At 46.1% G+C, this 25,528-nt stretch carries 21 protein-coding genes; 17 read left to right on the forward strand and 4 right to left on the reverse strand.

From position 1 onward, the window contains the following. Positions 1 to 390 precede the first annotated feature (390 nt). From sirA to FW758_RS02505, 12 genes are all read left to right on the forward strand, one after another. The gene (gene sirA, locus FW758_RS02450) at positions 391 to 2,454 is read left to right on the forward strand and encodes a dissimilatory sulfite reductase SirA (protein WP_446444598.1); all 2,064 of its coding nucleotides are present in this window, start codon (positions 391 to 393) and stop codon (positions 2,452 to 2,454) included. 61 nt (positions 2,455 to 2,515) lie between these two features. Continuing rightward, complete coding sequence (locus FW758_RS02455; protein ID WP_006084301.1) at positions 2,516 to 2,956, forward strand: rhodanese-like domain-containing protein; 441 nt, start codon at positions 2,516 to 2,518, stop codon at positions 2,954 to 2,956. 89 nt (positions 2,957 to 3,045) lie between these two features. Continuing rightward, positions 3,046 to 3,828 carry an FKBP-type peptidyl-prolyl cis-trans isomerase gene (locus FW758_RS02460; protein ID WP_115333785.1) on the forward strand — a complete coding sequence of 261 codons (783 nt, stop codon included), beginning with the start codon at positions 3,046 to 3,048 and terminating at the stop codon, positions 3,826 to 3,828. 67 nt (positions 3,829 to 3,895) lie between these two features. After that, positions 3,896 to 4,582: a tetratricopeptide repeat protein gene (locus FW758_RS02465; protein WP_115333786.1), complete on the forward strand. Its 687-nt coding sequence runs from the start codon at positions 3,896 to 3,898 to the stop codon at positions 4,580 to 4,582. 74 nt (positions 4,583 to 4,656) lie between these two features. Then, the gene (locus FW758_RS02470) at positions 4,657 to 5,364 is read left to right on the forward strand and encodes a 4Fe-4S dicluster domain-containing protein (RefSeq protein ID WP_115333787.1); all 708 of its coding nucleotides are present in this window, start codon (positions 4,657 to 4,659) and stop codon (positions 5,362 to 5,364) included. A 2-nt stretch (positions 5,365 to 5,366) separates the two neighbouring features. Beyond that, entirely contained in the window at positions 5,367 to 6,314 is a 948-nt protein-coding gene (gene nrfD / locus FW758_RS02475; protein WP_115333788.1) for an NrfD/PsrC family molybdoenzyme membrane anchor subunit, read from the forward strand. Positions 6,315 to 6,423: 109 nt separating this feature from the next. Continuing rightward, a complete protein-coding gene (locus FW758_RS02480; protein ID WP_006084293.1) occupies positions 6,424 to 6,915 on the forward strand; it encodes a nitrous oxide reductase accessory protein NosL in 492 nt (163 codons plus the stop codon). Between the two features lie 10 nt (positions 6,916 to 6,925). Beyond that, entirely contained in the window at positions 6,926 to 8,215 is a 1,290-nt protein-coding gene (gene nosD / locus FW758_RS02485; protein ID WP_115333789.1) for a nitrous oxide reductase family maturation protein NosD, read from the forward strand. After that, positions 8,212 to 9,249: an ABC transporter ATP-binding protein gene (locus tag FW758_RS02490; protein WP_063883670.1), complete on the forward strand. Its 1,038-nt coding sequence runs from the start codon at positions 8,212 to 8,214 to the stop codon at positions 9,247 to 9,249. Before nosD ends, FW758_RS02490 begins: the two co-directional genes overlap by 4 nt. After that, positions 9,246 to 10,121, forward strand: a complete 876-nt coding sequence (locus FW758_RS02495; RefSeq protein WP_115333791.1) for an ABC transporter permease — start codon at positions 9,246 to 9,248, stop codon at positions 10,119 to 10,121. The genes FW758_RS02490 and FW758_RS02495 overlap by 4 nt, the downstream gene beginning before the upstream one ends. A 219-nt stretch (positions 10,122 to 10,340) precedes the next feature. After that, the gene (locus tag FW758_RS02500; RefSeq protein ID WP_115333792.1) at positions 10,341 to 11,624 is read left to right on the forward strand and encodes a winged helix-turn-helix domain-containing protein; all 1,284 of its coding nucleotides are present in this window, start codon (positions 10,341 to 10,343) and stop codon (positions 11,622 to 11,624) included. Between the two features lie 233 nt (positions 11,625 to 11,857). Further along, positions 11,858 to 13,972 carry a M13 family metallopeptidase gene (locus FW758_RS02505; protein WP_311989093.1) on the forward strand — a complete coding sequence of 705 codons (2,115 nt, stop codon included), beginning with the start codon at positions 11,858 to 11,860 and terminating at the stop codon, positions 13,970 to 13,972. A 51-nt stretch (positions 13,973 to 14,023) separates the two neighbouring features. Here FW758_RS02505 and FW758_RS02510 read toward each other — a convergent pair whose 3' ends face one another. Then, the gene (locus tag FW758_RS02510) at positions 14,024 to 16,417 is read right to left on the reverse strand and encodes a fatty acid cis/trans isomerase (RefSeq protein ID WP_446444552.1); all 2,394 of its coding nucleotides are present in this window, start codon (positions 16,415 to 16,417) and stop codon (positions 14,024 to 14,026) included. A gap of 260 nt (positions 16,418 to 16,677) precedes the next feature. Between FW758_RS02510 and FW758_RS02515 the strand changes: the two genes are divergently transcribed. The 3 genes from FW758_RS02515 (at position 16,678) to FW758_RS02525 (ending at position 19,676) form a co-directional block, all read left to right on the forward strand. Next, positions 16,678 to 17,307, forward strand: a complete 630-nt coding sequence (locus FW758_RS02515) for a flavin reductase family protein (protein ID WP_432334684.1) — start codon at positions 16,678 to 16,680, stop codon at positions 17,305 to 17,307. Between the two features lie 472 nt (positions 17,308 to 17,779). Next, complete coding sequence (locus tag FW758_RS02520; protein ID WP_446444553.1) at positions 17,780 to 19,009, forward strand: AAA family ATPase; 1,230 nt, start codon at positions 17,780 to 17,782, stop codon at positions 19,007 to 19,009. Between the two features lie 4 nt (positions 19,010 to 19,013). Further along, positions 19,014 to 19,676: an HNH endonuclease gene (locus FW758_RS02525; RefSeq protein WP_446444554.1), complete on the forward strand. Its 663-nt coding sequence runs from the start codon at positions 19,014 to 19,016 to the stop codon at positions 19,674 to 19,676. Positions 19,677 to 20,144: 468 nt separating this feature from the next. Here the strand turns inward: FW758_RS02525 and fre are convergent, their stop codons facing one another. Further along, positions 20,145 to 20,855 (reverse strand): NAD(P)H-flavin reductase, encoded by a 711-nt coding sequence (fre, locus tag FW758_RS02530; RefSeq protein WP_011845664.1) that lies wholly within the window; start codon positions 20,853 to 20,855, stop codon positions 20,145 to 20,147. A gap of 114 nt (positions 20,856 to 20,969) precedes the next feature. After that, the gene (gene ubiD, locus FW758_RS02535; protein ID WP_006079949.1) at positions 20,970 to 22,451 is read right to left on the reverse strand and encodes a 4-hydroxy-3-polyprenylbenzoate decarboxylase; all 1,482 of its coding nucleotides are present in this window, start codon (positions 22,449 to 22,451) and stop codon (positions 20,970 to 20,972) included. 159 nt (positions 22,452 to 22,610) lie between these two features. On the opposite strand from ubiD, the gene FW758_RS02540 reads away from it, so the two are divergent. Both FW758_RS02540 and FW758_RS02545 read left to right on the forward strand, forming a co-directional pair. Next, entirely contained in the window at positions 22,611 to 23,420 is an 810-nt protein-coding gene (locus FW758_RS02540) for a hypothetical protein (protein ID WP_446444555.1), read from the forward strand. Between the two features lie 98 nt (positions 23,421 to 23,518). Further along, positions 23,519 to 24,754: an MFS transporter gene (locus tag FW758_RS02545; protein ID WP_446444556.1), complete on the forward strand. Its 1,236-nt coding sequence runs from the start codon at positions 23,519 to 23,521 to the stop codon at positions 24,752 to 24,754. A gap of 88 nt (positions 24,755 to 24,842) precedes the next feature. Here FW758_RS02545 and FW758_RS02550 read toward each other — a convergent pair whose 3' ends face one another. Then, positions 24,843 to 25,520: an SDR family NAD(P)-dependent oxidoreductase gene (locus FW758_RS02550; RefSeq protein WP_446444557.1), complete on the reverse strand. Its 678-nt coding sequence runs from the start codon at positions 25,518 to 25,520 to the stop codon at positions 24,843 to 24,845. Positions 25,521 to 25,528: the final 8 nt, after the last annotated feature.

Raw genomic sequence — 25,528 nt, forward strand, 5'->3', positions numbered from 1 at the left:
AGTTAATGGTTAAACGAGAATTTTTAATTGCTAACGGCGAGATTAATTGAATGGTACTTCTCATAATGTGATCTATTTCGTTATTAAATCCATTGTTTAAACGATCTTAAGTTTTTGAAAGATAAAATGTATTTTTAGTTATTTTTATAATTAAAAACTGCGCTTTCACATCTAAAAAACTGATATGAATTCTTAATTAAGTAACTGTATTTAAATGTATTAATTTCACTTAGCTATCTTTATTTTTTAATAAAAATTTAATGTGCACTAGCTCCGATTTTTAATGGTTTGTCTTCTCCATCATGCAGCCACTGGTCAATTGTTTGTGTCGTTCAGTGAACAGTTAGGTTCAGTGGAAAATATAAAACTAATGATAATTAGGAGTGAATGATGAAACGATGGAAATCCAAAACAGCCTTAGGTGTGCTGTTTTGTTTAGGAACTATCGTCAGTGCGACAGGAATAGCGTCTGACGCTAAACCGGGAGAAGTCAAACCTGGCTATGGCAACAAACAACAGAGTGCTGAAGCGCAAGCTATTATGGCTAATCCCGATGTGACCATGGAATCACGCGGTGTTCGAACTTTGCAGGATTATATCGTTCAGGAAAAAGAGTTATTTGAATTCCTGTTCGAAAATCATCCCGTATTTAAATATGCCGAAGCGGGAAGACTTAAAGGAACTTATAAAGTCAGCGACCGTGGGGAAGAATATTTACACGGTGGTGATAGCCAGAAATACAGTCAACATCAGGAAGGCGATCGCCCTATGGCATTGCAATATCGACTTGGTGCTAAGTCGATTTTAGATTTCCCGAATAAGTTTGTTGGCCCAGAAAAATGTGGTGAGTGCCATGGTCCACAGTATGAGAAATGGAAACGTTCACGCCATTCAAAAACTTTACGTTTCCCTGGGAATCACCCTGAAGTCGATAATGATTTAAATAAAACCATGTATGGCACAAAGGATACTTCCATCCTGCCAGACGGTATTACCCCCGATGCAATTTATGCGACAGTGGGAACGCCAAGAACCAAATACGGCTTTATCGACAGCTACTTAGTACGCGGTACTTTCCATGTGAAAGATGGTTTACTAAAAGATGGTACTGGGACTATGGTCGCCGGTGGTAACCAATTCTCCCGTGGTTGGGCTGAATGGCTAACGCCTGAAATGGCCAAGAAAATTCAGAAAGTTGTACCTGAATTCCCAACAACCATGGAAGGCTTTGGCACGAGTGGTTCGCACCAATGGGGTATGAGCTCATATGGTGCGAAATACGAAAAAGAATTCCTGTTCCAGCCTGCGAGTTCCTACTGTGAAATGTGCCATACCTTTAAGTTTGATTTTAAGACTAAGGATGAATTCTTTGCTGCTTTAGGTAACCCGAAAGAACTGCAAAAACATACCGTATCACTTGGGATTACCTGCGAAGAGTGTCATGGCGCAGGCGGTCATTTAGACGGTGGTATTGGTGGTGGCATGCCTTCAAATTGTGAACGTTGTCACCAGCGTTTTAACTTTGTAGAAGAGTTAGCGCAAACGCCGCAGGGTAAAGAAAAGTTGGAATATGCCTTCAACGTGAAGATGAAATCTTCGTGCCCATCTTGTGGTACAGAAGGTTCGCAGATGTTTGCTTCATCCCACTATGATAAGGGTATGCGCTGCTCTACCTGTCACGATCCACATGAAGTCACCGACGGTGATTGGAAGTCAGGTATTACTAAACCTAAGTTAGTAAAACAGTGTACTGACTGCCACACAGCGCAGGCTGAAATCGCCAGCAATACTCAAACCCACAGCAACCAAACTTGCCAAAGCTGTCACATGCCTAATATGGGAAGTTGTGAAAACTTCACCGCTATCCAATTCCCTGATATGGCAGGCTTCGACAACGTGCGTAAGTCACATATGTGGAAAATCGATGTCGATCCTCTGCGTAAAACACTAAACCCTCCAGAAGGAAAACCCCGCGACTCAGCGACTAAAGGTTGGACAGTTGCCAAGGATGAAAACGGCCATAACTATCTCGATTTGATGTGGACCTGTGCCCGTACTTCGGTATCTGACCATGACGTGACAGAGAACAAAGGTTGCCATAGCCAATTCCAATCTGAACTCGAAGTGGGCTTACATTTCGAAGACCAAATGGAAATTTACGGCGAAGTGCAGAAGTGGCAAAAAACCGTGAAGGAAACCTTTGCTTTAGTTGAACAAGCGCTTGCCCGCATCGATAAGTTGCTTGAAGTGACAAAGTTATCGGTAGAAGACAAGACGCAAGTCTTAATGTTGACCGACAAAGCCCAAGACGTCATTAAGCTGATTAAAGCTGATGGTTCATGGGGCGTCCATGGTCCACGTTACTCACAAAAACGCTTAGACGCAGCATTGACCTATGTCACCCAAGCTCAAGCCATTATCGATGGTAAAGGTCTGAGTGCACAAAAAATGTAGTTCAACTTGAGTCCTAGTATCCCCGACACCTCTGGGTGTCGGGGAATTCGAGAGCCAAATTATGAATAAAGTGATTCGTCAAAGCCTAACTCACACCCTAATTGTGTTGGCCCTAGGCGCTGTAGCTTTGCCTGTGCTTGCAGGTGGCGGCTCAGAGATATCGGAAGCGCCTTACAACGAGATCCAACTTAATCCGATTTCGATGATGGAAGCCGAGACATTAGTTGCTCAGTCAGGCGTTTATTTTTTCGATGTAAATACGCTGGAGATATGGGCGGAAGGTTTTATCCCCGGAGCGGTTTTTTTCAATGTTCAAAATTGGAGAGAGTTACTTCCAAAGAATAAAGATGCAGTCATGGTGTTTTATTGTGCCAACCGTCTTTGTACCGCCAGCAATATGGCTGCCAGAGAGACCATGAAGCTAGGTTACACAGGTGTGCGCCATATGGCCGACGGTATTTATGGCTGGCGTTTATCTGGACGAGTAACAGAAAAACCATAGTAAAGAACACGCGAACTGATTTTCTAGAAGATCTGTTTGCAGGGCCAAGAGGCTAAACCCACAGGGTTCATCATTGTAGAGAACATAAAATGAAAACACGTATGCCAACTTCTTTTATCCCAAAAACGTTAACCGTGGCGACCTGTGCTGCGCTATTTGTTTCTGTGACAAGTTTTGCTGCCCCTAGCCTAAAAAGTGATGCGGATAAAACCTCTTACAGTATTGGCGCGTCCATTGGCAATTACATTTCAGGCCAAGTTTATAACCAAGTTGAATTAGGGTCTGAGGTCAATATTGATCTAGTCGTGCAAGGTTTTGTGGATGCGCTGAAGGATAAGCAACAACTGACGGATGAGGAGGTCGTGACCTATCTCAATCAAAGGGCTGAAGAGCTTAATGCTGCCAGAAAAATCCTTGCTGAAAAAGAAATGGCGGAAACGAAAAAAGCTAGCGCTGACTACCTTGCACAAAATGCCAAGCAATCAAATGTGAAAGTCACAGCTTCCGGTCTGCAATACCAAGTGATAACCCAAGGCTCTGGTCAAAAGCCAAACCCTGAAGATGTTGTCACTGTGGAATATGTTGGCACGCTCATCGACGGTACAGAGTTTGAAAATACTGTCGGCCGCAAAGAGCCTACTCGGTTTGCATTAATGACTGTCATTCCCGGTTGGGAAGAGGGACTGAAATTGATGCCTATGGGATCTAAATACCGATTTGTGGTTCCCGCTAGTCTGGCCTATGGCACAGAAGCCGTGGGCATTATCCCGCCCGAGTCAGCACTTATCTTTGAAATTGAGCTAAAAAACATCGAAAAACCTAGTGAAATTAAAGAGATGAAGCATCAAAGCATGATGCCTGCCCACGGTTAGTGCACCGTTTGAGTTAGCTTTAGCTTGGGTAAATGTGTCACTTGCTATGACCTGTTTGGGGAATGAGATGGTCAGTTTAGGGTTAGTTATTTGCATGTGTTTAGGTCTGTTCATTGCTTATATTTATTGGCATCACGGCCGCTTGAAATTGACATTCGCTATGGCTCAATTGCCGTCAATGTCGAGCAAAGTGCCCTTTGCCATGGGCTTAATACTCGTGTTACTGACCTTAGCCATTTATAGCCAAATAGGGCGTTTTCAAGATTGGGAAAAAGGAAAAGTTGATGAAAATATTGATTATTTAGTAGCTGCAGAAATTACCAAAGCCACGCGTTTGGCAGAACGAGAACCACAAAATACTGAGGCACTCATGTCTTTAGCTCGGGCTTATAGCGCGGGTGGTTTGTACTCGGATGCTGTGCTGACCTTGGATAAGTTGCTCATGCTATCTGAAGACGATGCAGAAGTTTTGGGCGCTAAGGCTAACGCACTTTACTACCGTGAACGTCGGCAAATAACACCAGAAACCCAGCAGGTGATTGCCAAGGTTTTAGCGCACTCACCCTTTGAATCACAGACACAGTTATTACTCGCTACCGATGCCTATCTGCACGCTCGCTACCAAGTAGCTATAGATCATTGGCGGTTACTGCTGGCACAACCAAGCAGCAGTATTAATCGTGAAGCCATCAATAACGCGATTATAAAAGCACAAATCAAATTGAATGAAAGTGGAGATAAACCAAGTCGCTAGTCATTTTCAGGCAAGTTAAGTCGATAACGATATAAATAAAAACGTCGGTTGAAAACCGATAGATGGAGGATGATGTGAGTGAAAATATAGAGAGACGGAGGTTCCTTAAAAGCGCTGGAATGTGCACTTTGATCTTAACTCCTTTAGGTGGGTGTTCAGTCAAAGAGGACGGTGATAGCGCTCATAAGCCCCATTACGTCATGGTGTTTGATCAAACTAAATGTGTCGGTTGTGGCGATTGTAAAACTGCCTGTAACCAAGCAAACCACTTACCCGAGGGAAAATCTCGCGTATTGCTTGAGCAGCAAAGTGGCCGTGTTGAAGGGCAAGCCTGCCCGCACTGCGGCAAGATGGCCTGTGATTGTGAGCGTAAGTTTGTCCGCGTATCTTGCCAACAATGTAAAAATGCACCTTGTGTGACAGTGTGCCCAACGGGCGCAGCTCACCGTGATCCTGCAACAGGAATAGTGACTATGGACGCCAGTAAGTGTGCTGGCTGTAAGTATTGTATTGGTGCCTGTCCCTACAACGCTCGCTTTATTAATGAAGCAACAGATGTTGCGGATAACTGTGACTTCTGTTTGCACAGCAAGCTAGCCAAGGGGGAATTACCCGCCTGTGTACAGAGTTGCAAGTACGATGCTTTGGTCTTTGGCGATGCCAATGATCCTCAGTCTTATGTCAGTAAGTTATTGGCGGTAAAGGACTCAGTGCGAATTAAGCCGCACTTTGGCACAGAACCAAGCTTACGTTACATACCTATCGTGAAACTGGGAGTGTAAAGATGGATACCAGTATGGAATTTACCTTAGGGCTTTCCGAAGGTGTTGCTTGGCCATGGCCCATTGCCGTTTACCTGTTTTTTGCGGGGATTTCGGGTGGCGCGTTAACGACTGCGCTTGTACTACGTTTTTATAAGGGCCAAGTGGAAAACACTGCCTTTTTAAAGGCGGCAGCGCTAGTAGCATTTATCACTATTAGTCTCGGTATGTTATGTCTCGTTGTTGATTTAACTAACCCATTATTTTTCTGGCGAATTTTAGTTTATTACAACCTCAACTCCGTGATGTCGATTGGTGTTATCGCTTTGAGTGTTTATATCCCGCTCGTGGCAATTTTGACCCTATTTGCCCTCGAAAAAGAGCTGTTATCTGTCTCTGCACTGGGGTTCTTAAAGCCGATTATCGACAAGTTAGTGGCATTTCGTCGTCCAATTGAGGTTGTAGTCTTAGTGCTGGCTATCTCTGTCTGTGCTTACACTGGGTTCTTGATCTCGGCCTTGATCCGCTTTCCTATCATTAACACTTCGGTATTACCTGCGTTATTTATCGCCTCTGGCATATCCGCTGGGGCGGCATCGGCCAAGATGGTCGCTGTGTATTTCTTTAAAGAGCAATTACATAGCGCTGAGATGAAGGTGCTCCATGGTGCCGAGTGGCCAATCATGTTCGCCGAAGCCATGTTCATTTTCATGATAGCAACAGCCCTGATGACGGGGAATGAAGGCGCTCAAATGGCCTTTGCCGCTTTCCATGAAGGGACTTGGGCAAGTGTGTTTTGGTTAGGGGTGATTGGTGTCGGATTCGTCGGGCCCTTATTACTTAATTTCGCACTTGGTAAACACTTTAGTCATTCAGCCAAAGCCTTTTATATATCAGGCTTGTGTGCTGTTAGCGGCATGATGTGTTTGAGGCTTTTTATCCTCTACGCTGGGCAAAATTACGCGATTTAATATTTTGATTTAAATCGATATCACTATTTTATCGACCCTCGTCTTAAGGTCTGTCCCTGCAAGGTGCCTAGGCGAGGTGTTGATACTTTTATTAAAAAGGATCAATAGGATGAAGAAGTTCTATTCGTTGTTACTGTTAATGCCTTTGCTATTTGGTTGTAATAAGAGTGAGGCAACCGACCAAGTTCATAAAGCTGAGATGATTCATGAACATGACCGTTGTCATTTGTGCGGCATGGTGATCACTAAATATCCTGGACCTAAAGGGCAAGTACATCTTAAGGCTGAAAAAATCGTGCCTAAGTTTTGCTCTAGTCGCGATATGTTTAACTTTGCCCTTCAGAGTGAAAACAAGCGTCAGATCGATTACATGATGGTGCATGATGCTGGCTCGACCGACTGGGATCGGCCGGACGATGGTGCTTTTATTGATGCACAGAGTGCGTTCTATGTTTACGGCACGACTAAAAAGGCGGTCATGGGGCCTGCCGTCGCACCTTTTAGCACTAAGGCTGCAGCCGAAGCTTTTGCCACAGAATACGGCGGCCGAGTTTTGGCCTTCAATGAGATTACCCTAGAACTGCTCGCAGGTGATAAGTAAGGCTGTGAAAATGAAGCTGCGTTCACTCCTGTTTTGGTTGCTGTACATTACTTCTTTTAATAGTTGGGCGGCACTGATCCGGGTGACAGACACAGATGCGCTTACACTTGCCCTTAGTAAGGCTCAAAATGGTGACACGTTATTGCTGGCTACTGGTGTGTATACCGGCTCTTTTCGAGTCACTCAATCCATTCATTTACAAGGCGAAGTTGGCGCTACCTTAGATGCACAGTATCAAGGTAGTGCGCTGATTGTTACCGCGGCGAAGGTGAGGATTGAGGGGCTTAATATTCGGCATTGGGGGAAGGATCTCTATTACCGCGATGCGGGGATCTTGCTGCAACAAGGAGCGGATAAAGTACAAATTAAAGAAAATCGTTTTGTAGGTGATGGCTTTGGTATTTATGGTGAGCAAATCTATGCCCCTGAGATCGTAGGTAATAGTATCAGCGGCAACGGTGCTATGTATGTGTTAGACAGAGGGGATGGCATTTATCTTAAGCAGGTCGTTGCCCCGCAAATCCATAAAAACCAACTCATTTTTGTCCGCGATGGGGTGTATTTAGAGTCAGTCACCCGCAGCCGCATTTCTGAAAATCAATTTACTAAACTGCAATACGGCATTCACTACATGTATACCCAAGCCGATGAAGCATGGCAAAACCAAGCTATTGCGGTTGATGGTGGCTATGCCTTAATGAATTCAACGAATATTTATCTGCACCACAACCGCGTGACTCAGGCTCGGGACTTCGGCATTTTGCTCAATATTACTGAGTCTTCCCATGTGCAGGCCAATGTTGCCAGTGACATCCATAATTCTAAGGGCACAGTGGAGCTGGGTAACGAAGGCAAAGGCATTTTTATTTACGCTGCTCAAAATAACCGTATTCAAGATAACGAGTTTAGTCATAGCGATACTGGGATCAGTATGGCCATGGGCGGAGAGGAAAACCGTCTTTGGCATAATCGAATCATTGCGAATCAAAACCAAGTGAAATATGTCGGCGACACACAGTTAGAGTGGAGTTATCAAGGACAAGGCAATTATTGGTCAGAATACCAAGGCTGGGATCTGGATCTAGATGGGATAGGTGATTTGGCCCATAGGCCCAATGACAGCTTAGACAAACTATTTTGGCTTTATCCTGAGGCAAAACTGTTAATGGAAAGTCCAGTTGTTTTACTGCTGCGTTGGGTTGAACGCCAATTTCAGCCCCGAATGACGACGGGAATTAGCGATAGTTTTCCCTTAATGCAATCGGTCTCGCCCGCACTTATTGATGGAGGTACGCAATGAATCAGACTTTCACATTCTCGACGAATAAGCCTGTGGCCAGTGCTGATATTGCCGTTAAAGCGATAAATGTCAGTAAATTTTATAACAACTTTAAGGCATTGGAGGACGTGAATTTTGAGGTTCTAAAGGGCCAAGTTGTTGCTCTCCTTGGCCATAATGGAGCAGGTAAGTCTACGTTACTTAAGCTTATTTTAGGATTGCTAACTCCTACACGTGGCCAGATCCAAGTTCAAGGGCACAATGTGGGATCTATGAATGTCAGGTTGAGTTTATCTTTAGGTTATTTACCTGAAAATGTGAGCTTTTATGACAACATGACCGCTCTCGAATTACTCGGCTATTTCGCTAAACTTAAAGGCGTCGCTCTTGCAAAAGTACATGAATTACTTGCCGAATTTGGTTTAGAAGCCGCTAAAGATAAACGTCTGAGTACATTTTCCAAGGGAATGCGGCAGCGTCTTGGGCTCGCTCAGGCAATATTGGCTGATCCTCAGATATTGTTACTTGATGAGCCGACTGTCGGTCTAGATCCCTTAGCATCGGCTTTTTTGTATCAAAAAATAGCCCAACTTAAGGCGAAAGGCTGCGCGATTATCATCAGTACCCATGAGTTAGGATTAGTTCAAGATCAAATGGATCGGGCTTTGATTTTAGGCCGAGGACGAATGTTAGCTTCGGGAACTTTAACCGCCCTTAGATCTGCAACTCGGTTGCCAAACCAGTTTTTTTTGCATTCTTTGTCTCACACTCAAAGGCTAGAGGTGCTCGCAGATCCTATTTTAGCCAGCTGTGTTGAGATGAGTTCGCCGCAGGGATTAAAACTGACTGTACCGCAGGGGCAAAAGTCAGGTGTTTTACATCATCTATTGCAAAAAGTGCCGGCAGGGGATTTTTCTGTTGAGCCTCCGAGTTTGCAGTCTGTGTTTCATCATTATATGGAAACCGTTTGTCATTCTCTGCCCCAGGTTGTATCTGCAGATACCACTCAAGTAACAGATATGGCTCAAGGCGTTAAGTGGGAGGCCGCCGTATGAGTCAATCAGAGGTTTTGCAGTGTGGTCATTTAAGTGCTCTAAATATAGTGAGTACCATAGCTGCCAAGGAGTTTAAGGACAATTTGCGCAATCGATGGCTATGGATGATGGCGGGTGTATTGTTGCTGCTCTCCCTTAGTGTGAGTTTTATGGGGAGCGTAATATCGGGCAGCTTAGTAGTATTTGAGCCTGCGCAGATCCTTTCTGGGCTTGTGACTTTATCGGTATTTATGCTGCCATTAGGCGCGATTTTGTTGAGCTATGACAGCTTTGTCGGTGAGAAAGAATCTGGCACCTTATTGTTATTACTGACCTATCCATTGGAGCGTTGGCATCTTGTCTGCGGCAAGTTTTTGGGCCATGCGTGCGTAATGACTATCGCCTGTATCTTAGGTTTTGGTGTGACAGGATTATTACTGATACTACTTGGCGATGCTCAGGCTCAATTCGCGATAGTTATCGGATTTACCCATTTGATAATAAGCAGTATTTTGTTGTCATTAGTGTTTGTTCTATTGGGCTATTGGGTTAGCCTGTGTGTGCGAGAAAAAGCCAAGGCACTGGGAACGTTACTTATTTTATGGTTTGTGCTTGTGCTGGTTTATGACCTTATTTTGCTCAGTGTTTTGGTTGGAATGAGTGAAATGCTTAATCGCAATCTATTTAATCTACTCATTTTACTGAATCCTACCGACTTGTTCCGTGCCTTAAATTTGCTTGCCGCACCTTCGGATACACTAGCAGCTAAAAGTAGCCTTTCCTTAATCGCGCAAACGGGATTGGGATTACCCATGATGTATGGTTTGTTAGGCGGCTGGATTATTGTTCTATTATTGGGGTGCTCTTGGGTCTTCAAACGTCAAGAAATTTAGTTTAGCAAATCCTGTATTAGTCTAATTTTGTGCTTATTAAACAATAACTAAACTGAGCATGCAGTCACAGTATTTTATGTTGTTAAAAAGTAAAATAAACCATCTTAGATAGGTGGCTGCAAGTCACAGTGCTTTTGGGAAAACATGGTCCCAATCTGCTTGCCCGCCGTTAGCGCAATCATACCTTATCTACTTTTGCTGAGTTTTCGGGCGTTTAACATGCATAAAATCACTTCATATTTATTTTTAGATGAACAGGCTAAAAAACTAGTTGATCAAGTGCATGGCACATCCATAGACCTGACTTTTTCTGAAGCGGCTATATTGGTACGCTTGTTATCTTCCCCCAACGCCATATTGACGAAAGAAGCCTTGTTGCAGGTGGGTTGGCCAGACCGCGTCGTGGCACCGACTTCACTAACACAGTGCATCAGCACCCTAAGAAAAAAACTCGAGCCTTATACTGAAGTACAGCTCAAAACCGTGGCGCGCCGCGGTTATCAATTGCATATCGCTGAGCAATCCCATGTAAAGATGTTGGCTATAAACGATGCAGATGCAATCCGTGATGCTTTAGTTGGGGTATCGGCTTGGACCAAATTTGCAGGTATTGCTTTCTTGGGCCTGATCTTGGCGATCTTCTGGTATATGAGTGATCACCATGCAGTGGTTAAACAAGTGGCTAAGTGGCATGCAGATAAATACATCAGCCTCAATATCGGTGGGACTCTGGGAACGGCGCAAACTTTCTATATTGGCGATGAGGAGCATTTACATCCCTCTTGGTGGCAAAAACATTTGGCGCCAGAGGGAAATCATATCAGCAGTATTAAGCATTTCAGTGCTTTTGCAGCCACGGATGGTAAAAACTATTCCATGGCAATTTGTCCAGAGCTAGATGCAGAGGCTTGTAATGGTCGCGGTATGATTAATATCACCGCAATAGATGCGAAACCTGCAGGCTTAAATATGACGGAATTTATTCCGCTGAGTCAAAAGATGGAGCAGCGGATTCGTTATAACCGCATTGTTCTCCCTGCGGATGACAAGGGTAAGGGGGAGTTAGTTGAGCATAATTACCATGCGGATATCTATTTTCCTGTCGCGGGTGAACTCTTAGTTCGGAACGATCTCAGCATGTCTCTGGTGTATGAAGGGGAGAATCGGGGAAATTTCTATTCAACCTCTTGTATAACAGATCAAGATTGCTTAACGACACCGATTAAGTACACGATCCGCGGTGAGTTTGAACAGTACCAAACTGAGATTAATGATCTTAAAGTCGATGTTTTCTACGTTAAAGTGTTACAAAAAGAGCTGACAAAACCGGATGAAGTGAGCAATTCTGCCATGCAGTTTTATCGTGAAATTCGTAAGCATGATATCCGCGATGAAGAATTATTCTATTATCGTGTTTATCAAAATGAGCATACGGCGGTATGGATTATTCCTCAAATGGGACAAGTGCTTGCATGGACTCAGTACAATCAGCTCAAGTTATAGTAACCTTAAACCACACTTGATTAAGCCGACATAAAGTCGGCTTTTTTGTGTCTGCAATGAGGGGATTTTTGATGGCATTAAGTGATTGGTTGAGACGCTGCGGCTCAAAATGTTTGCATTAACTTTTTATCATAAAAAGTGGCTTTGTTTTACTTCTTCATTCAGTGCCAGTTACACTGCAAAACCTAATCATCACAAGATAAATACAATAATAAAAGAAAGAGGAGTCATTCATGTCGGACCGTCTAATTCCCGTGCTGTTACTGTCTACTTCAGTACTTACGGGGCTCACTGCTTGCAGTGATAACACCACAGAAAACACAGTTAAAACCAGCGAAAGCGCACCTAAGAGCCAAGACGTAGCCGCTCAAATGCCAGTAGGTATTAATGTCGCGGCGATGACGCCAACGGTAAAACCTGGGGATGATTTTTATACCTACGCCAATGGCGAGTGGATGAAAACGACAATGATCCCTGCCGATCGCTCCAGCACTGGCGCTTTCCTTGTTGCCTTTGAAGAAACTGAAAAGCATAAAACCAGTTTGATTGCCGAACTGGTAAAAGCGCAGCATACGGCGGGTAGCGACGAAGCGCGTATCGCCGATTTCTACAAGGCTTACACAGATACTGCCGCCATTGATGCCGCAGGAATGAAACCTGCTGAGGCGGATATCGCCCGTTATGAGGCCATTGCGAGCAAGCAAGATTTATCCGCAGCATTAGGTGAAAACCTGCGCGCCGATGTTGACCCTCTCAACGCGACCGATTTCCATACCGAAAACCTGTTTGGGGTCTTCGTCACCCAAGGTTTAGCCACGCCAGGCGAAGTTTTGCCTTACTTTTTGCAGGGCGGTTTAGGTTTACCTGAGCGCGAATATTACCTGTCTGCCGATCCTAAAATGGCCGACATTCGCAGCGCTTACCGTGCTTATATTGAAACCTTGCTCAAAGATGCGGGCGTGAGCGATGCCGCTGCCCGTGCCGATCGTATTTTCGCCCTTGAGAGCAAGATCGCTGCCGCCCACGCTAGCCGTGAAGATAGCGAAGATTTCGCTAAGTCTTCTGGCGTGTGGAGCCGTGCTGACTTTGATGCTAAAGCACCGGGTATCGACTGGACTGCTTTCCTCGCGGCGGCGCAACTGGGCAATCAGCCTAAATTTGCAGCCTACCATGCGACGGCAATTACAGGACTTTCTGCGCTAGTGGCCTCTGAGCCTTTAGAAGCTTGGAAAGATTGGCTCGTGTTCCACCAGATCAACAGCCACGCCGATGTGTTGCCATCGACTATAGACAACGCTTCGTTTGCCTTTAATGGCACTAAACTTTCTGGGACGCCAGAGCAGCGTAGCCGCGATAAACGTGCCTTAGCGGCACTCGATCAATACCTAGGTGATGCCGTAGGCCATGCCTATGCCGAGCAATATTTCCCTGCTTCGGCCAAGGCTGAAGTCAGCACTATGGTGGATAACATAGTGGCGGCTTTTGGTCAGCGAGTGGAAAAACTCGATTGGATGGACCCTTCCACTAAGAAAGAAGCCCTAGCAAAAGTGGCGACTATGGCGGTGGGCGTGGGTTATCCCGACAAATGGCGCAATTACGACAGCTATGCTGTAACGGCGACTAATGCCTACGCGAATGCCATCAATGGTGAAAAAGTAGAGTACAGCCATCAACTCGCCAAGATTGGCAAACCAATGGATAAAGGCGAGTGGTGGATGACGCCGCAAGTGGTGAATGCGGTGAACCTGCCCGTGCAAAATGCGCTTAACTTCCCTGCGGGTATTTTACAGCCACCATTCTTCGATGCTAAGGCCGATGCCGCCTATAACTATGGTGCGATTGGCGCTGTGATTGGCCATGAAATCAGCCATAGCTTTGATAACAATGGTGCGGCATTTGACTCGACTGGCGCTATGCGTAACTGGTGGACGCCGGCTGACTTTGCTCAATTTGCTAAGCAAGGCGATGCCTTAGCTCAGCAGTTTGATACCTATGCACCATTCCCAGATTTACACGTGAATGGCAAGCTGACCTTAGGTGAAAACATTGCCGACGTGGCGGGTTTAGCCGCGGCACTTGATGCGTACCATGCCTCGCTTAACGGTAAAGAAGCCCCAGTGATTGAAGGCTTTACGGGCGATCAACGCTTCTTTATCGGCTTTGCGCAAACCTGGGCCACTAAGATGCGTGATGAAGCGCTGCGGGCTCGCGTCGCTACCGATGGCCATGCCCCTGGCATGTACCGCGCGCTGACAGTGCGTAACTTAGATGCTTGGTATAGCGCATTCGATGTTAAGCCTGGCGACAAGCTGTATTTAGCCCCAGAAGATCGCGTTAAGATCTGGTAAGTTTACTGGGTTGATTTAAAAGCAAGGGGAACGCTAGCGTTCCCCTTTTTATTAACGATTTTGCAGGCGGTTGTAATCCAGCCAACCGCTTTCTATCGGGTGATTGTCGAAAAATATCTGATTGAGTTTGTCACTAAAGGCCCAAAAGGTGGGATCGCTACGGCGTACAGCCGCAACATCGAGCAGTGCCTCATAGTCTTTTTCGGTTTGCATTTGCTCTACCGCCGCGACGATTTTAGGTAAGTCCTGTTCTTTCACCAGCCAGAAGGCTTCTGGGTAACTGCCCAATAAACCATGCACTAAGGTGACATCATCCTTTGCGGGTTCGCGGTTACTGGCCTCATTAAACAGGCTCGAAATATTACGATGGGCACTATTGCGAACTAAGGTAAAGACCTCGGCCTTACCCGCTTTTTCGGGCTCGACCATGATCATCGTCAGCTCAGGTAACAGGGTCGCTTGGGTGCCTTTTAATCGACCTAATGCCTGCAACAGCGCCTTGCTGTTGGCTTGCAAGTTGCTGTTTTCTATTTGATATCGATTCGGCTGTACCTTAGCGACTTTCTGCCCGAGTTTTTGATACAGTTCGCCCTTGAGGTCATCGCTATAGTAGAGCACGCCCGTGGGCTGATTAAAGGTGTTGATATCCCCCGCGATAAACGCCGTGAGCTGAGTGCCAGCCCCTTGATACCAATCACTAAATTGTTTGCGCCTTTCCTCCTGCGGTAACAAGGTCAGGAAATTTGATTCCCCCTCCATGCGTAAAAAATCCATGTATAAGCGAGTTAAAAGCTGGTGGCCGTAGTTACCATACACATCGAATCCCGCGACCAGCAAATAGTGGATACGCTCCAGTAAGGCGTAATCGATAATCCAAGCGGTTTTGGGCGGCTCACCGACTAAACCTTTGACCACAGTGGCATTATCGAAGTGGCGAAACACTGTCAGGCTAGCATTATCATTGTTGTCGTCGCCATCCCAGAGCCCGTCGATAGTGAGGTGTTGGCCGTTTTTAAACTTCTCATTCAAGAACTGATTACGCGCCCGCATGTACTTGCCTTGCTTGGCGGCATATTTCACCCAAGTTACGGCGAGTGCAGTGCTTTCTTCCTCCGCTGGCATGCGTAAGTTTTCAATCTGGGAATGGTAGAAGGTCCTAAAATCCGTGTCGTCCATATAATCTGGGGTAACAAAGTACACCCAGAATCTGTCGTTAATCACATTGAGCGCCACCTGACCACGGCACACTGGGCCTTTGATAAAGCCCATAATGGTGTCTTGGGCGCGGTTCAGCATAAAGCGATAGCGCGCACCGGCAGGAATTTGAATAAAGGCTTCGAAGGGATTGGCCGCAATGCTCGGCTGGTAGCTCGGCAGCTGAGTCACTGAGTAATCCGCATCGATAAACCATTGCTGCCAGTCGTGCAGCAAGCCGGTATTTAAGGCATAGGGGATATGAGTTTTATCGACTATGGTCGCCCGATAAGGTCGAAAACGGTAATAGACACGTTCTACCTTAGGATCGTCGAAGGGACGACGGGAGGCGATAATATCCAGTGCTTGCCCCGGCGGCGTCCTAGAACGGACTAACTCGAAAAACAGAGGCTGGGCGTTCGGCTGATTTAAAGATTCAAAATATAAGTGGAAGGCAAACAAATGCTCGTAGATGTAGCGTGCGCTTAATTGGCTTTTTAAGCTGTCGCCGTTTAAGAATTGCTCCCAATGGGTGATTTCCGTTATAAATTCAGGGGCTAGCGATGGCGCGAATGGCAATGGCGCACCTTGTTCGAGCCAGTTCATCAACACTTGATGTTCATTCGCATTCAACGCTGGTAAGCCATAGGGCATACCGGCAAACGGTTGGCTTTGCTCGTATTTGTCCATTTCCTCTAGGCTGGCGCATTGCTGAACCCTGTCGAGGCTGAAATCAAAACGCTTATCTAAAATCTTGTCTTCGGGCAGGGGATGCATTTGCTTAAGCGTGAGCATTCTGGCCAATACTGAGGCTTGGGTATTGGCTTCTGGGGTTTGATTGCGCTCGTTCAACATGGGATAAAACCCACGTTGACGCCAAGTTTCTGGGGTAAAGGCATCGACAAATAAGCGATTAGGTGTGGCGGCAACTAAACGTGTGCCTTGGTAAACTTTTTCCTTACTCGCCCCGCGTTCTATACCTTCGCTTGAGGTCATTTTGAGCTGGCAGGGAGCATCGTAGCAGGCATGGCACACCACGCAGCGGCTATTAAGGATTGGCTCGACTTCTTTGTGCACAAATTCGGCCTGTTGAACAAATTGGTTGTTAAGCTGTGCATTCTCGACGCGCTTTTGCGGTGAGCTAGTGCCAAACAGAGCATTGAAATCGATTTGCGCTACACTGGCACAACCCGTCGCCAACAGCACTGTGGCCAATAACAACCTTTTCCATATTCTTTTTATCGCATCCATTCAGGACTCCTTTATTTGCCACCTAGCAGAGTTAGCCATTTAGCCCACTGATCAGCATCACTTTAGCAGAAGAGTGTGTTGGATCTAAAATTTGCAGCCTGATTTTATCCTAGCTCTCGCTTAATTTATGCCGCAGAGTTTTGGCGACGGCCGCGGAACTTAGGTAAGATAGCGACCATAAAAGTGCCTGTGCTAGCAGTGTTAATCGCTCAAGTCATGGTTGTGGTAATACCCATGTGGCAATAACAAAAGGATCAAGTATGACTGCTGATAACCGCTATTTTTACGAACCGAGCAAAGGCCATGGCCTTGCACACGATCCTTTAAATGCGATTGTGGGGCCTCGACCGATCGGCTGGATTTCATCACGGAATGCCGAGGGGCAACGTAATCTCGCACCTTACAGCTTTTTCAATTGTTTCAACTACAAACCGCCCATCATCGGCTTTGCCAGCACAGGCTGGAAAGACAGTGTCGCCAATATCGTCGAAACAGGGGAGTTTGTGTGGAACCTCACCACTCGCGGCTTAGCCGAGCAGATGAATCAAACCTCCGCCATGCTGCCACGCGGTCAAGATGAGTTTAGCTTTGCCGGACTTACGGCTAAAGCAGGCACCATTGTTAAGGCCGATTTAGTGGCTGAAAGCCCAGTAAATTTTGAATGTAAGTTGTCGCAATGTATTCAACTCAGCGCCGCCAATGGCGACAAGATTGATACTTGGTTAGTACTAGGTGAAGTGGTGGCCGTGCATATTGCCAAGCATTTACTCAATGCCGAGGGGATTTATCAAACTGCACTTGCCGAGCCCGTATTACGTGCCGGCGGCCCATCTGCCTATTATGGGATCTCCGAAGATCTGCGTTTTGATTTACATAGACCACAAGTGTAAGGGGCTGCTCAGGCGCCGCAGGGCTTTGGGTGTTCAAACTTCGTTTGAGTTTGATCTTGGTGTAAAGGTTTGTGCATTAGAAATCAAAATCTAAATCAACGTCGTGGGGCTTCACCCCACACCCGACCAAGGAGGACTGCTCGTCCTATCCTCCTTGGATTCTCCATGACGCCCCTAGCGAAGTTACATGCATTGATTAGTGGCTTTGTGCTTATTCGAAAATAGCTAACGCTTCCGATGGGGCGTCCCTTCCCCCCGAAAGCTACGCAGACGTCCTGTCTGCGTCACGCGATTTTCTTCAACGCCCTTCAGCAACTTCGCAGGGAGGTTGTATCCCTTTAGTTTTGATATTGTTGGTCCGTCATTCAAAGAAAAATAGTTATTGATATCCAATACTTTCTTTTTAAAATAGATGCTAGGATTTATTAACCCAAGTAGAATGTTAATCAAACTTACAAATTTGGTTAAAGACATGATTGAATCAATAGACTTCAAGTTGGCTGGCAATAGTGAAAAACGAGTAGTTGTAAATCTAAGTGGTAAGAATCTAATCATAACTGGTGAAAATGGTTGTGGTAAGACACGATTTTTGCGCCAGGTACATATATATCTTAAAGAGTTCTTTGCAAGACAGATTCAAACAAAAGATATACTTCAACGTGATTTGGATAATAACAAATTGCAGCTAGATAAGATTAGTGCATCGGATAAACATTACAATCATTACTATTTACAAGTTAAAAATTTTACAGAAAAACTGGAGCGAATATCGAACGAAAAAATGGTAATCAGTGAGACTGACTTATTGTTCGAATTGATTAACAATAATCAATTTATCCTTCGATTTTTCGAAGCGAATCGACTTGCTAGTCAAATCGCAGGTAACGGTCAAGTTGAAAGTATATCCAGTGTGAAATCTACGGGTAAATCTATAAGTTACGAGCAAGATTCAAGTGTTCAATTCGAAAAATACTTAGTCAGTTATTACAATTACGGTTCACACGTAATCGCTCGTGAAAATAATCCAGATAAAGAACAGCATATCAACGCATGGTTCGAAAAGGTTCAAGATGACCTTCGTGACTTATTTGAGGATCACGAACTAATCTTAGAATACAACCCTAAACAGCAAGCATTTTACATTCTTCAACAAGGTAAAGAACCATATAGGTTCAATAACTTATCCTCTGGCTACAGTTCAATTCTGAGTATTTACGCAGACTTACTAATGAAAGTTGAATTGCGTGATATTCCAGCTGAAGAAATTACAGGTTTTGTTTTAATCGATGAAATTGATGCACACTTGCATGTTTCGATTCAACGGAAGATTTTTTCTTTCTTTGACAAGGCATTTCCTAAAATTCAGTTCATCGTTACTACTCATTCGCCATTCGTAGTTCAGTCAGTTAACGATTCGATAATTTATGACCTAAGTAAACTTGAGCCACTAGAAGATCTCTCAATGTATTCCTATGAGTCGATTCTTAAAGGGTTACTCGGTGTTGAAAGTACATCTGATATCTTGAACGAAAAATTAGATGAAATGGCATTAATCGTACAGAATGAGCCGTTAAAAAAAGAGCGTCTAAAAGAGTTAATTGATTCAATTAAACCTCATGAAGCACAGTTAAATTCTCGCTCACGAGCATTTCTTCTATTAGGTAAGAATGCTCTTTTAGATTCAAACAATGGTGTGGAGTAATTCGATGTTTAACGTTACTCGCATATACCCGGCACCAGATAGTATCGCAAAGAATCAGTACAACAAGGATGATGTTCTTAATAAACTCAAGCCTATGTTTTTTGAAAAGTGCTACCTTTGTGAACGTGATGATATTCAGGATGTAGAGGTAGAGCATTTTGTTCCTCACGAAAGCAACGGTGCTTTGAAGTACGATTGGGACAACCTTTATTATTCATGTTCTCGCTGTAACAGTATTAAAAGTAATACACATATCAATCTCTTAAACTGTACAGATAATAGTATTGATATAGGCAGTCTTATTTGCTGCTTAATGCCATCAACCCCTGACGGAGATGTAAAAGTTGAAGCAACCAGTACCAAATGCGATAAAACTGAAAACACCGTTAAATTGCTTGAGAAATGCTACAACCTAGAAAATACGGCATTAAGAGGCATCAGTCGTGAAACTCTAATGGAGCAAATGTGGGAACATTACACAGATTTGTTACTAGTAAGGAAAATTCTACGGGACAAGAAATCAGGGCGTACCATGAAACAAGGCGCAGAGGAAACTATAGAAGCGATGCTCAAAGTTGAACATCCATTTTCTATTTTTTGGCGCTATTACTACCTGAACGATTCTTTCCTTATAGAACATTACCCACATCTACGAGTCGGTTTTTGATTCTAATAGTGACTGATCTCAAAGAGCCGACAGGCATACATTTGATGATGAAGGTTACACCAATCCCCTGCGAAGTTGCCGCGGGGCGTTGGAATCAATTGCGTGAGTCCGGTCATGGATGATCGGCTAGCTTTCGGGGTACAGGATGTACCATCGGAAGCGATAGTAATTTATCCATAAGACCAAGGCTAGTATCTAATGCATGTAACTTCGCTAGGGGCGTCTTGGAGAATCCAAGGAGGATAGGACGAGCAGTCCTTCTTGGTCGGGTGTGGGGTGAAGACCCACGACTTTAATCTTTTGCTTAAGCAAAAAATAACCTTTGGATAAGCAGATTTACTGAGTGGATGTATCCACAAAATATGAAATACGGCATGACGTATAAAACAAAACCCCAGTAAAAACTGGGGTTTATTATTTAAGCCTTAGCTGGCAAAGGTTAGCCAGCTAAGCTAACCAATTATCGTGTTATTTGATAAACGCGAACGCATCACCGTAGAGATGCGCTTCTTCTACACCAATCTCACGGAAGATTTCCCGTGCTGCACCCACCATATCGAAACGGCCGGCGATGTAGATGTCGTAGCCATTTAAGCTGACAAAATCTTGCTTGATTTGCGCTAACAGATTGGCGGTTTTCCCTTGCCAATTTGCTGGGGCTTCTTCGATCACTGGGACGAAGTTCAACCAAGGGTGGGCATCGTGCCATTGGCGGGCTATGGCTTCAAAATACATGGCATCTTGGGTGCGACAACCCCAATACAGGGTGGTTTTAACCTGTTGGCCAATGGCGATTTGGTGCTCGACGATACTTTTAATGTAAGAGAAACCAGTGCCGCCGGCGATTAAGAGGCGAGGGCGTTGGCTTTCGTGGCGCAGGTGGGCTTCGCCGCCTGGTGCTTCGATATCGATAGTGCTGCCATCAAGGGCGCAGGCTTTCAGGCGCTCGACCACTTGCATTGGGTAGCTTTCACTTACAGCGGCGCCAATGTGTAATTCGATCAGCTCGGCGTTTGGCGCTGACGCGATAGAGAAGGGACGTTTATCTTTTTCACCCATGACAACACATAAGTATTGCCCCGCTTGGAAATCGAAGGCGGTTTCTGGCCTTAACAATACTTGATATACGGCATCGTTAAATGGGCTAACTTTCTCTATCTTACAACGTATGGTTTTCATCAAACTTCCTTTGCACCTTTCTTCAACATTATGTGTCTAGGTGTCGCTTTAGCGGCCTGTTATTGGCCTATTCTCTTGGCTTAAGCCGATATTTGAGTAACGGCTTAAGCTGAATTATAGGGTTGGGCTGTCGTCTATGCCTAACTCATCCCAGATTGAGTCGATCTTTTGTTTTACTTTTGGATCCATCACGATTGGCGTGCCCCATTCGCGGTTGGTTTCGCCTTCCCACTTATTAGTGGCGTCGAGTCCCATTTTTGAGCCTAAGCCCGCGACGGGTGAGGCAAAATCGAGGTAGTCGATCGGGGTGTTTTCGATCATCACGGTATCGCGTTTAGGGTCCATGCGGGTGGTGATCGCCCAGATCACATCTTGCCAGTCACGGCAGTTCACATCTTCATCGACGATGACAATAAACTTGGTGTACATAAATTGGCGCAGGAAAGACCAAGCGCCCATCATCACCCGTTTGGCGTGTCCCGGATATTGTTTGCGAATAGAGATCACTGCCATGCGGTACGAACAACCCTCTGGCGGCAGATAAAAATCAACGATCTCAGGATATTGCTTACGCAAAATCGGCACAAACACTTCGTTTAATGCAACTCCCAGCATGGCGGGCTCATCCGGTGGACGGCCTGTGTAAGTGCTGTGGTAGATGGCATCTTTACGGTGAGTGATGTGGGTAACGGTAAATACTGGAAACTTATCGGTTTCGTTGTAGTAACCCGTGTGATCGCCGTAGGGGCCTTCTTCCGCCAGTTCCTCAGGATCGATATAACCTTCGAGGATGATTTCACTGGTGGCGGGCACTTCTAAGTCACAGCTTAATGCCTTGCAGACTTCGGTACGTTCACCGCGCAGTAAACCGGCAAAAGCGTATTCGCTCATGGAATCGGGGACTGGGGTGACGGCACCTAAAATGGTCACAGGATCGGCGCCGAGTGCGACGACAACAGGATAACGCTCACCGGGGAATTGTTGTTTAAAATCAGCAAAGTCTAACGCGCCGCCACGGTGGGATAACCAACGCATGATCAGCTTGTTTTTACCCAGTAATTGTTGGCGATAAATACCTAAATTCTGACGACTCTTGCGCGGGCCTTTGGTGATGGTTAAGCCCCATGTCACCAGTGGTGCGACATCGCCCGGCCAGCAATGCTGAATAGGTAATTGGGTCAAATCGACTTCATCGCCGGTTTTGATCACTTGTTGGCAAGGGGGATTGCGCACTGTCTTTGGCGGCATATTCAAGGCTTGCTTGAACATAGGGATCTTAGCGATCGCGTCTTTAAAGCCCCGTGGTGGTTCGGGTTCTTTTAAAAAGGCTAACAGTTCGCCCACTTCTCGCAACGCTAAGGGATCGTCTTTACCGAGCGCCATGGCCACACGTTTTGGCGTACCGAACAGGTTTACCAACACGGGCATGTGATGATCTTTGGGATTTTCAAATAATAGCGCAGGGCCCTTTGCGCGTAATACGCGATCGGCGATCTCTGTCATTTCTAAATGAGGATCAACTGGGTAGCTAATGCGTTTGAGTTCGCCATTGGCTTCCAGATGATCAATAAAGCTGCGTAAATCCTTAAAACTCATGTGGAAATAGCCTCTGCAATGAAAATCCGTGTGGCGCGCACTATAGCATTTTTCTGTTTTAGGGTTAACCAATTCAGTGATCTTCAAGCTTAGGAAGCGTAAAATGGACATCAGTAAGTTACGATTGATCTCGCTTACGCCCTTTATTTCGAGGTTTATATGAATATCCCAGTAAAGTTTACTCAAGGAAAGTGTGTTCAAAGTCAATCACATGGCGTGCTTAAGCGGCCGCTAAAGTGTTTGGTTTTGTCGCTGGCTGTGGGGATATCGCTCTTGGGCGCGCTCAGTGTGTCGACTGCGGCGGTTGCCGGACATCGGGACCATTCGGAGCAAGGCGAGCGCCAAGGTCATCGTGATAGCCACAGTCGTGGAGAAAGTCATTACAACAATCGTCATGACAACCATTACGACAACCGCCATGTGCGCAACAATAATCGCCACTATCGTCCCTACTACCGACCTTATTACCCTTGGGGTTTAGGACTGGGTTTAGGGCTCGCTACGGGTTGGGGTTCTGGCTGGAATGTCGGTTACGGTGTGAACAGCCAATGGAACAATGATTGGGGCTGGAATACTTCGCGTGACGTTTATGCTCGAAATTACTGGAACTCGCCCTATTCTGGCATAGGCCTGTCAATTCCTATGCGCTACGACGATGAACCTGTGGCGATTTCTGCGCCTGTACGGGTAACAACCAGTATGCAATATTCTGCGAGTGAAGGCCGTATGGTGTCGAGTATGCCTGTAAATATGGCCGGACAATCGACTGGGCAACTGGTGTCGCAAACTAGTAACGTCACAGGCAAAACAGCTGCGACTCCCCGTCCACGGGCAGTGCACAGTGTGTCGAGTTTGCCGAGCAATGCTAGGGTTGTGCAGCAGGATGGTCGTACACTTTATGAGTGGCAAGGCACGCTTTACGCCTACGACTGGAACAGTCAAACCTATCAAGAACAGTTAGTCCGATAGATTTACATTAGGTAAATGACTTAGAAATTGGAGCCCCTTAGTGGGCTCCAATTTATTTATTAGCTAGTTGTCGTTTTATAGCATAGCGGAGAAAAAGTTTGAAAACCGTTCAACATCAGGTTCAAAATCCATCTGTCCAAAATCAGCATAAGGGCGCCAGTACACTATGGGTGTTGCTCGCCTTAGCGCTTGGCACATTTGCCTTAGGTACCACAGAATTTGCTTCCATGACTCTAGTGCCCTATATCGCCAGCGATATAGGCGTAGATGTCGCCCACGTGAGTTATGCCATTAGCGCCTATGCACTAGGGGTTGTGGTCGGTTCGCCGATTATTATGGTGCTAGCGGTTAGGGTCCGGCGGCGAACACTCTTGATTGCTTTAGCTGCCTTAATGGCGGTGGCCAATGGCTTAAGTGCGTTAGCGCCATCATTGAATTGGTTAATCTTTTTTCGTTTTCTCAGTGGCTTGCCCCACGGTGCTTATTTCGGCGTGGCTATGTTGCTCGCCGCCTCTTTAGTACCGCCAGAAATGAAGGCCCGCGCCGTATCGCGGGTGATTATTGGTCTTACGCTGGCGACGATTATCGGTGTGCCGTTTGCGACTTGGATGGGGCAAACAGTGGGCTGGCGCTCAGGCATTGGCATAGTGGCGATTTTGGCAACTATTACCGCTGTGATGGTGTATTTCTTAGCGCCTGATCAAGCCGTGGCCGCTGATGCGAGTCCAAGGAAAGAGCTACAAACCCTGAAGAATCGTGAAGTCTGGCTGACGCTTGGCATCGCGGCGATTGGCTTTGGCGGTATCTTCTGCGTGTATACCTATCTGGCTGAAACCTTAATCCAAGTGACGCAAGTCGAGCCGTTTAAGATCCCGATCATGATGGCGGTATTTGGTATTGGCGCAACATTGGGCACGCTAGTGTGTGGCTGGGCGGCGGATAAGTCGGCCTTAGCGGCGGCGTTTTGGTCGTTAGTGTTAAGCACTGTGGTATTAGCGATTTACCCGAGTTTGACCGGACATTATTGGGCGCTGATGCCCGTAGTATTCTTTGTCGGTTGTGGCTTGGGACTTGCCACCATAGTGCAAGCAAGATTGATGGATGTGGCGCCCGATGGGCAGGCCATGACAGGTGCGTTAGTGCAATGTGCCTTTAATCTCGCCAACGCGATTGGCCCTTGGGTGGGCAGTTTAGTGATCCTGTCTGGACAAGGGATTGCCGCGACAGGTTATGCGGCGTCTTTGTTGTCATTAGGAGGACTTGTGATGTGGTGGCTGACCCACAGGGAGAGTCGCCGCGCGGTGAGCTTAAACACAGCCAACTGCGCCGACTAGCAAGTGGAACACTCAGGTTCGAGGTGCAGTTATCCTGCTTCTCGAACCTGTTTTGTGCGCAATCTGCTAACCTCAGTTTTGGCTAGAGCTAGGCTCTTTGTATGGTGATATCGGCGATATAACCATGCTCTGTGGCAACTAAGGCTTGTTTGAGCATACCTGCCGCTTCATCGGCGGACATAAAGCTTGAGGTATCTAATGTTTTACCACTACTTGGCCAAAAGCCTGTATCCATGCCGCCGGGATACACGGCAATCAACTTCATTGGGCTTTGTTTAAGCTCTAATCGCAGCGACTCGATAAATCCCCGCACTGCCCATTTTGCCGCGCAGTAAGTGGATTCTCCCGCTTTGGCGGCAAGCGCTGCGGTGGACATGACCACAACCACAGTGACCGCTTGATCTTTATAGCGTTTCACTAGCTCGCGCACTAACAAAATCGTTGAGGTGACATTGTTATTGAGCAGGCTGTGGATATCACTGGCAGTTTGGGTTTCAATCGCCCCAAAGTAGCCGCTGCCCGCACAGTGGATCACGGTTTTAGGGGCTTGAGTCAGGCCATCGAACAGGGCTTCTAGACTCGATTCACTTGCGAGATCGGCGGTGATCGCGGCGATAGGCTTGTTGGAGAAGGGCGTTAATGCATTGGCGACGGTTTGTAGACGCTCGGCATTGCGGCCTGTGAGTGTTAGCGGTTCATTTTCTTTGGCGTAGAGCGATGCTAGCGCCGCGCCTAAACCACTGCTGGCGCCGGTAATTAATATCATAGTGACCT

It is taken from the genome of Shewanella sp. 1180_01, assembly GCF_052850535.1.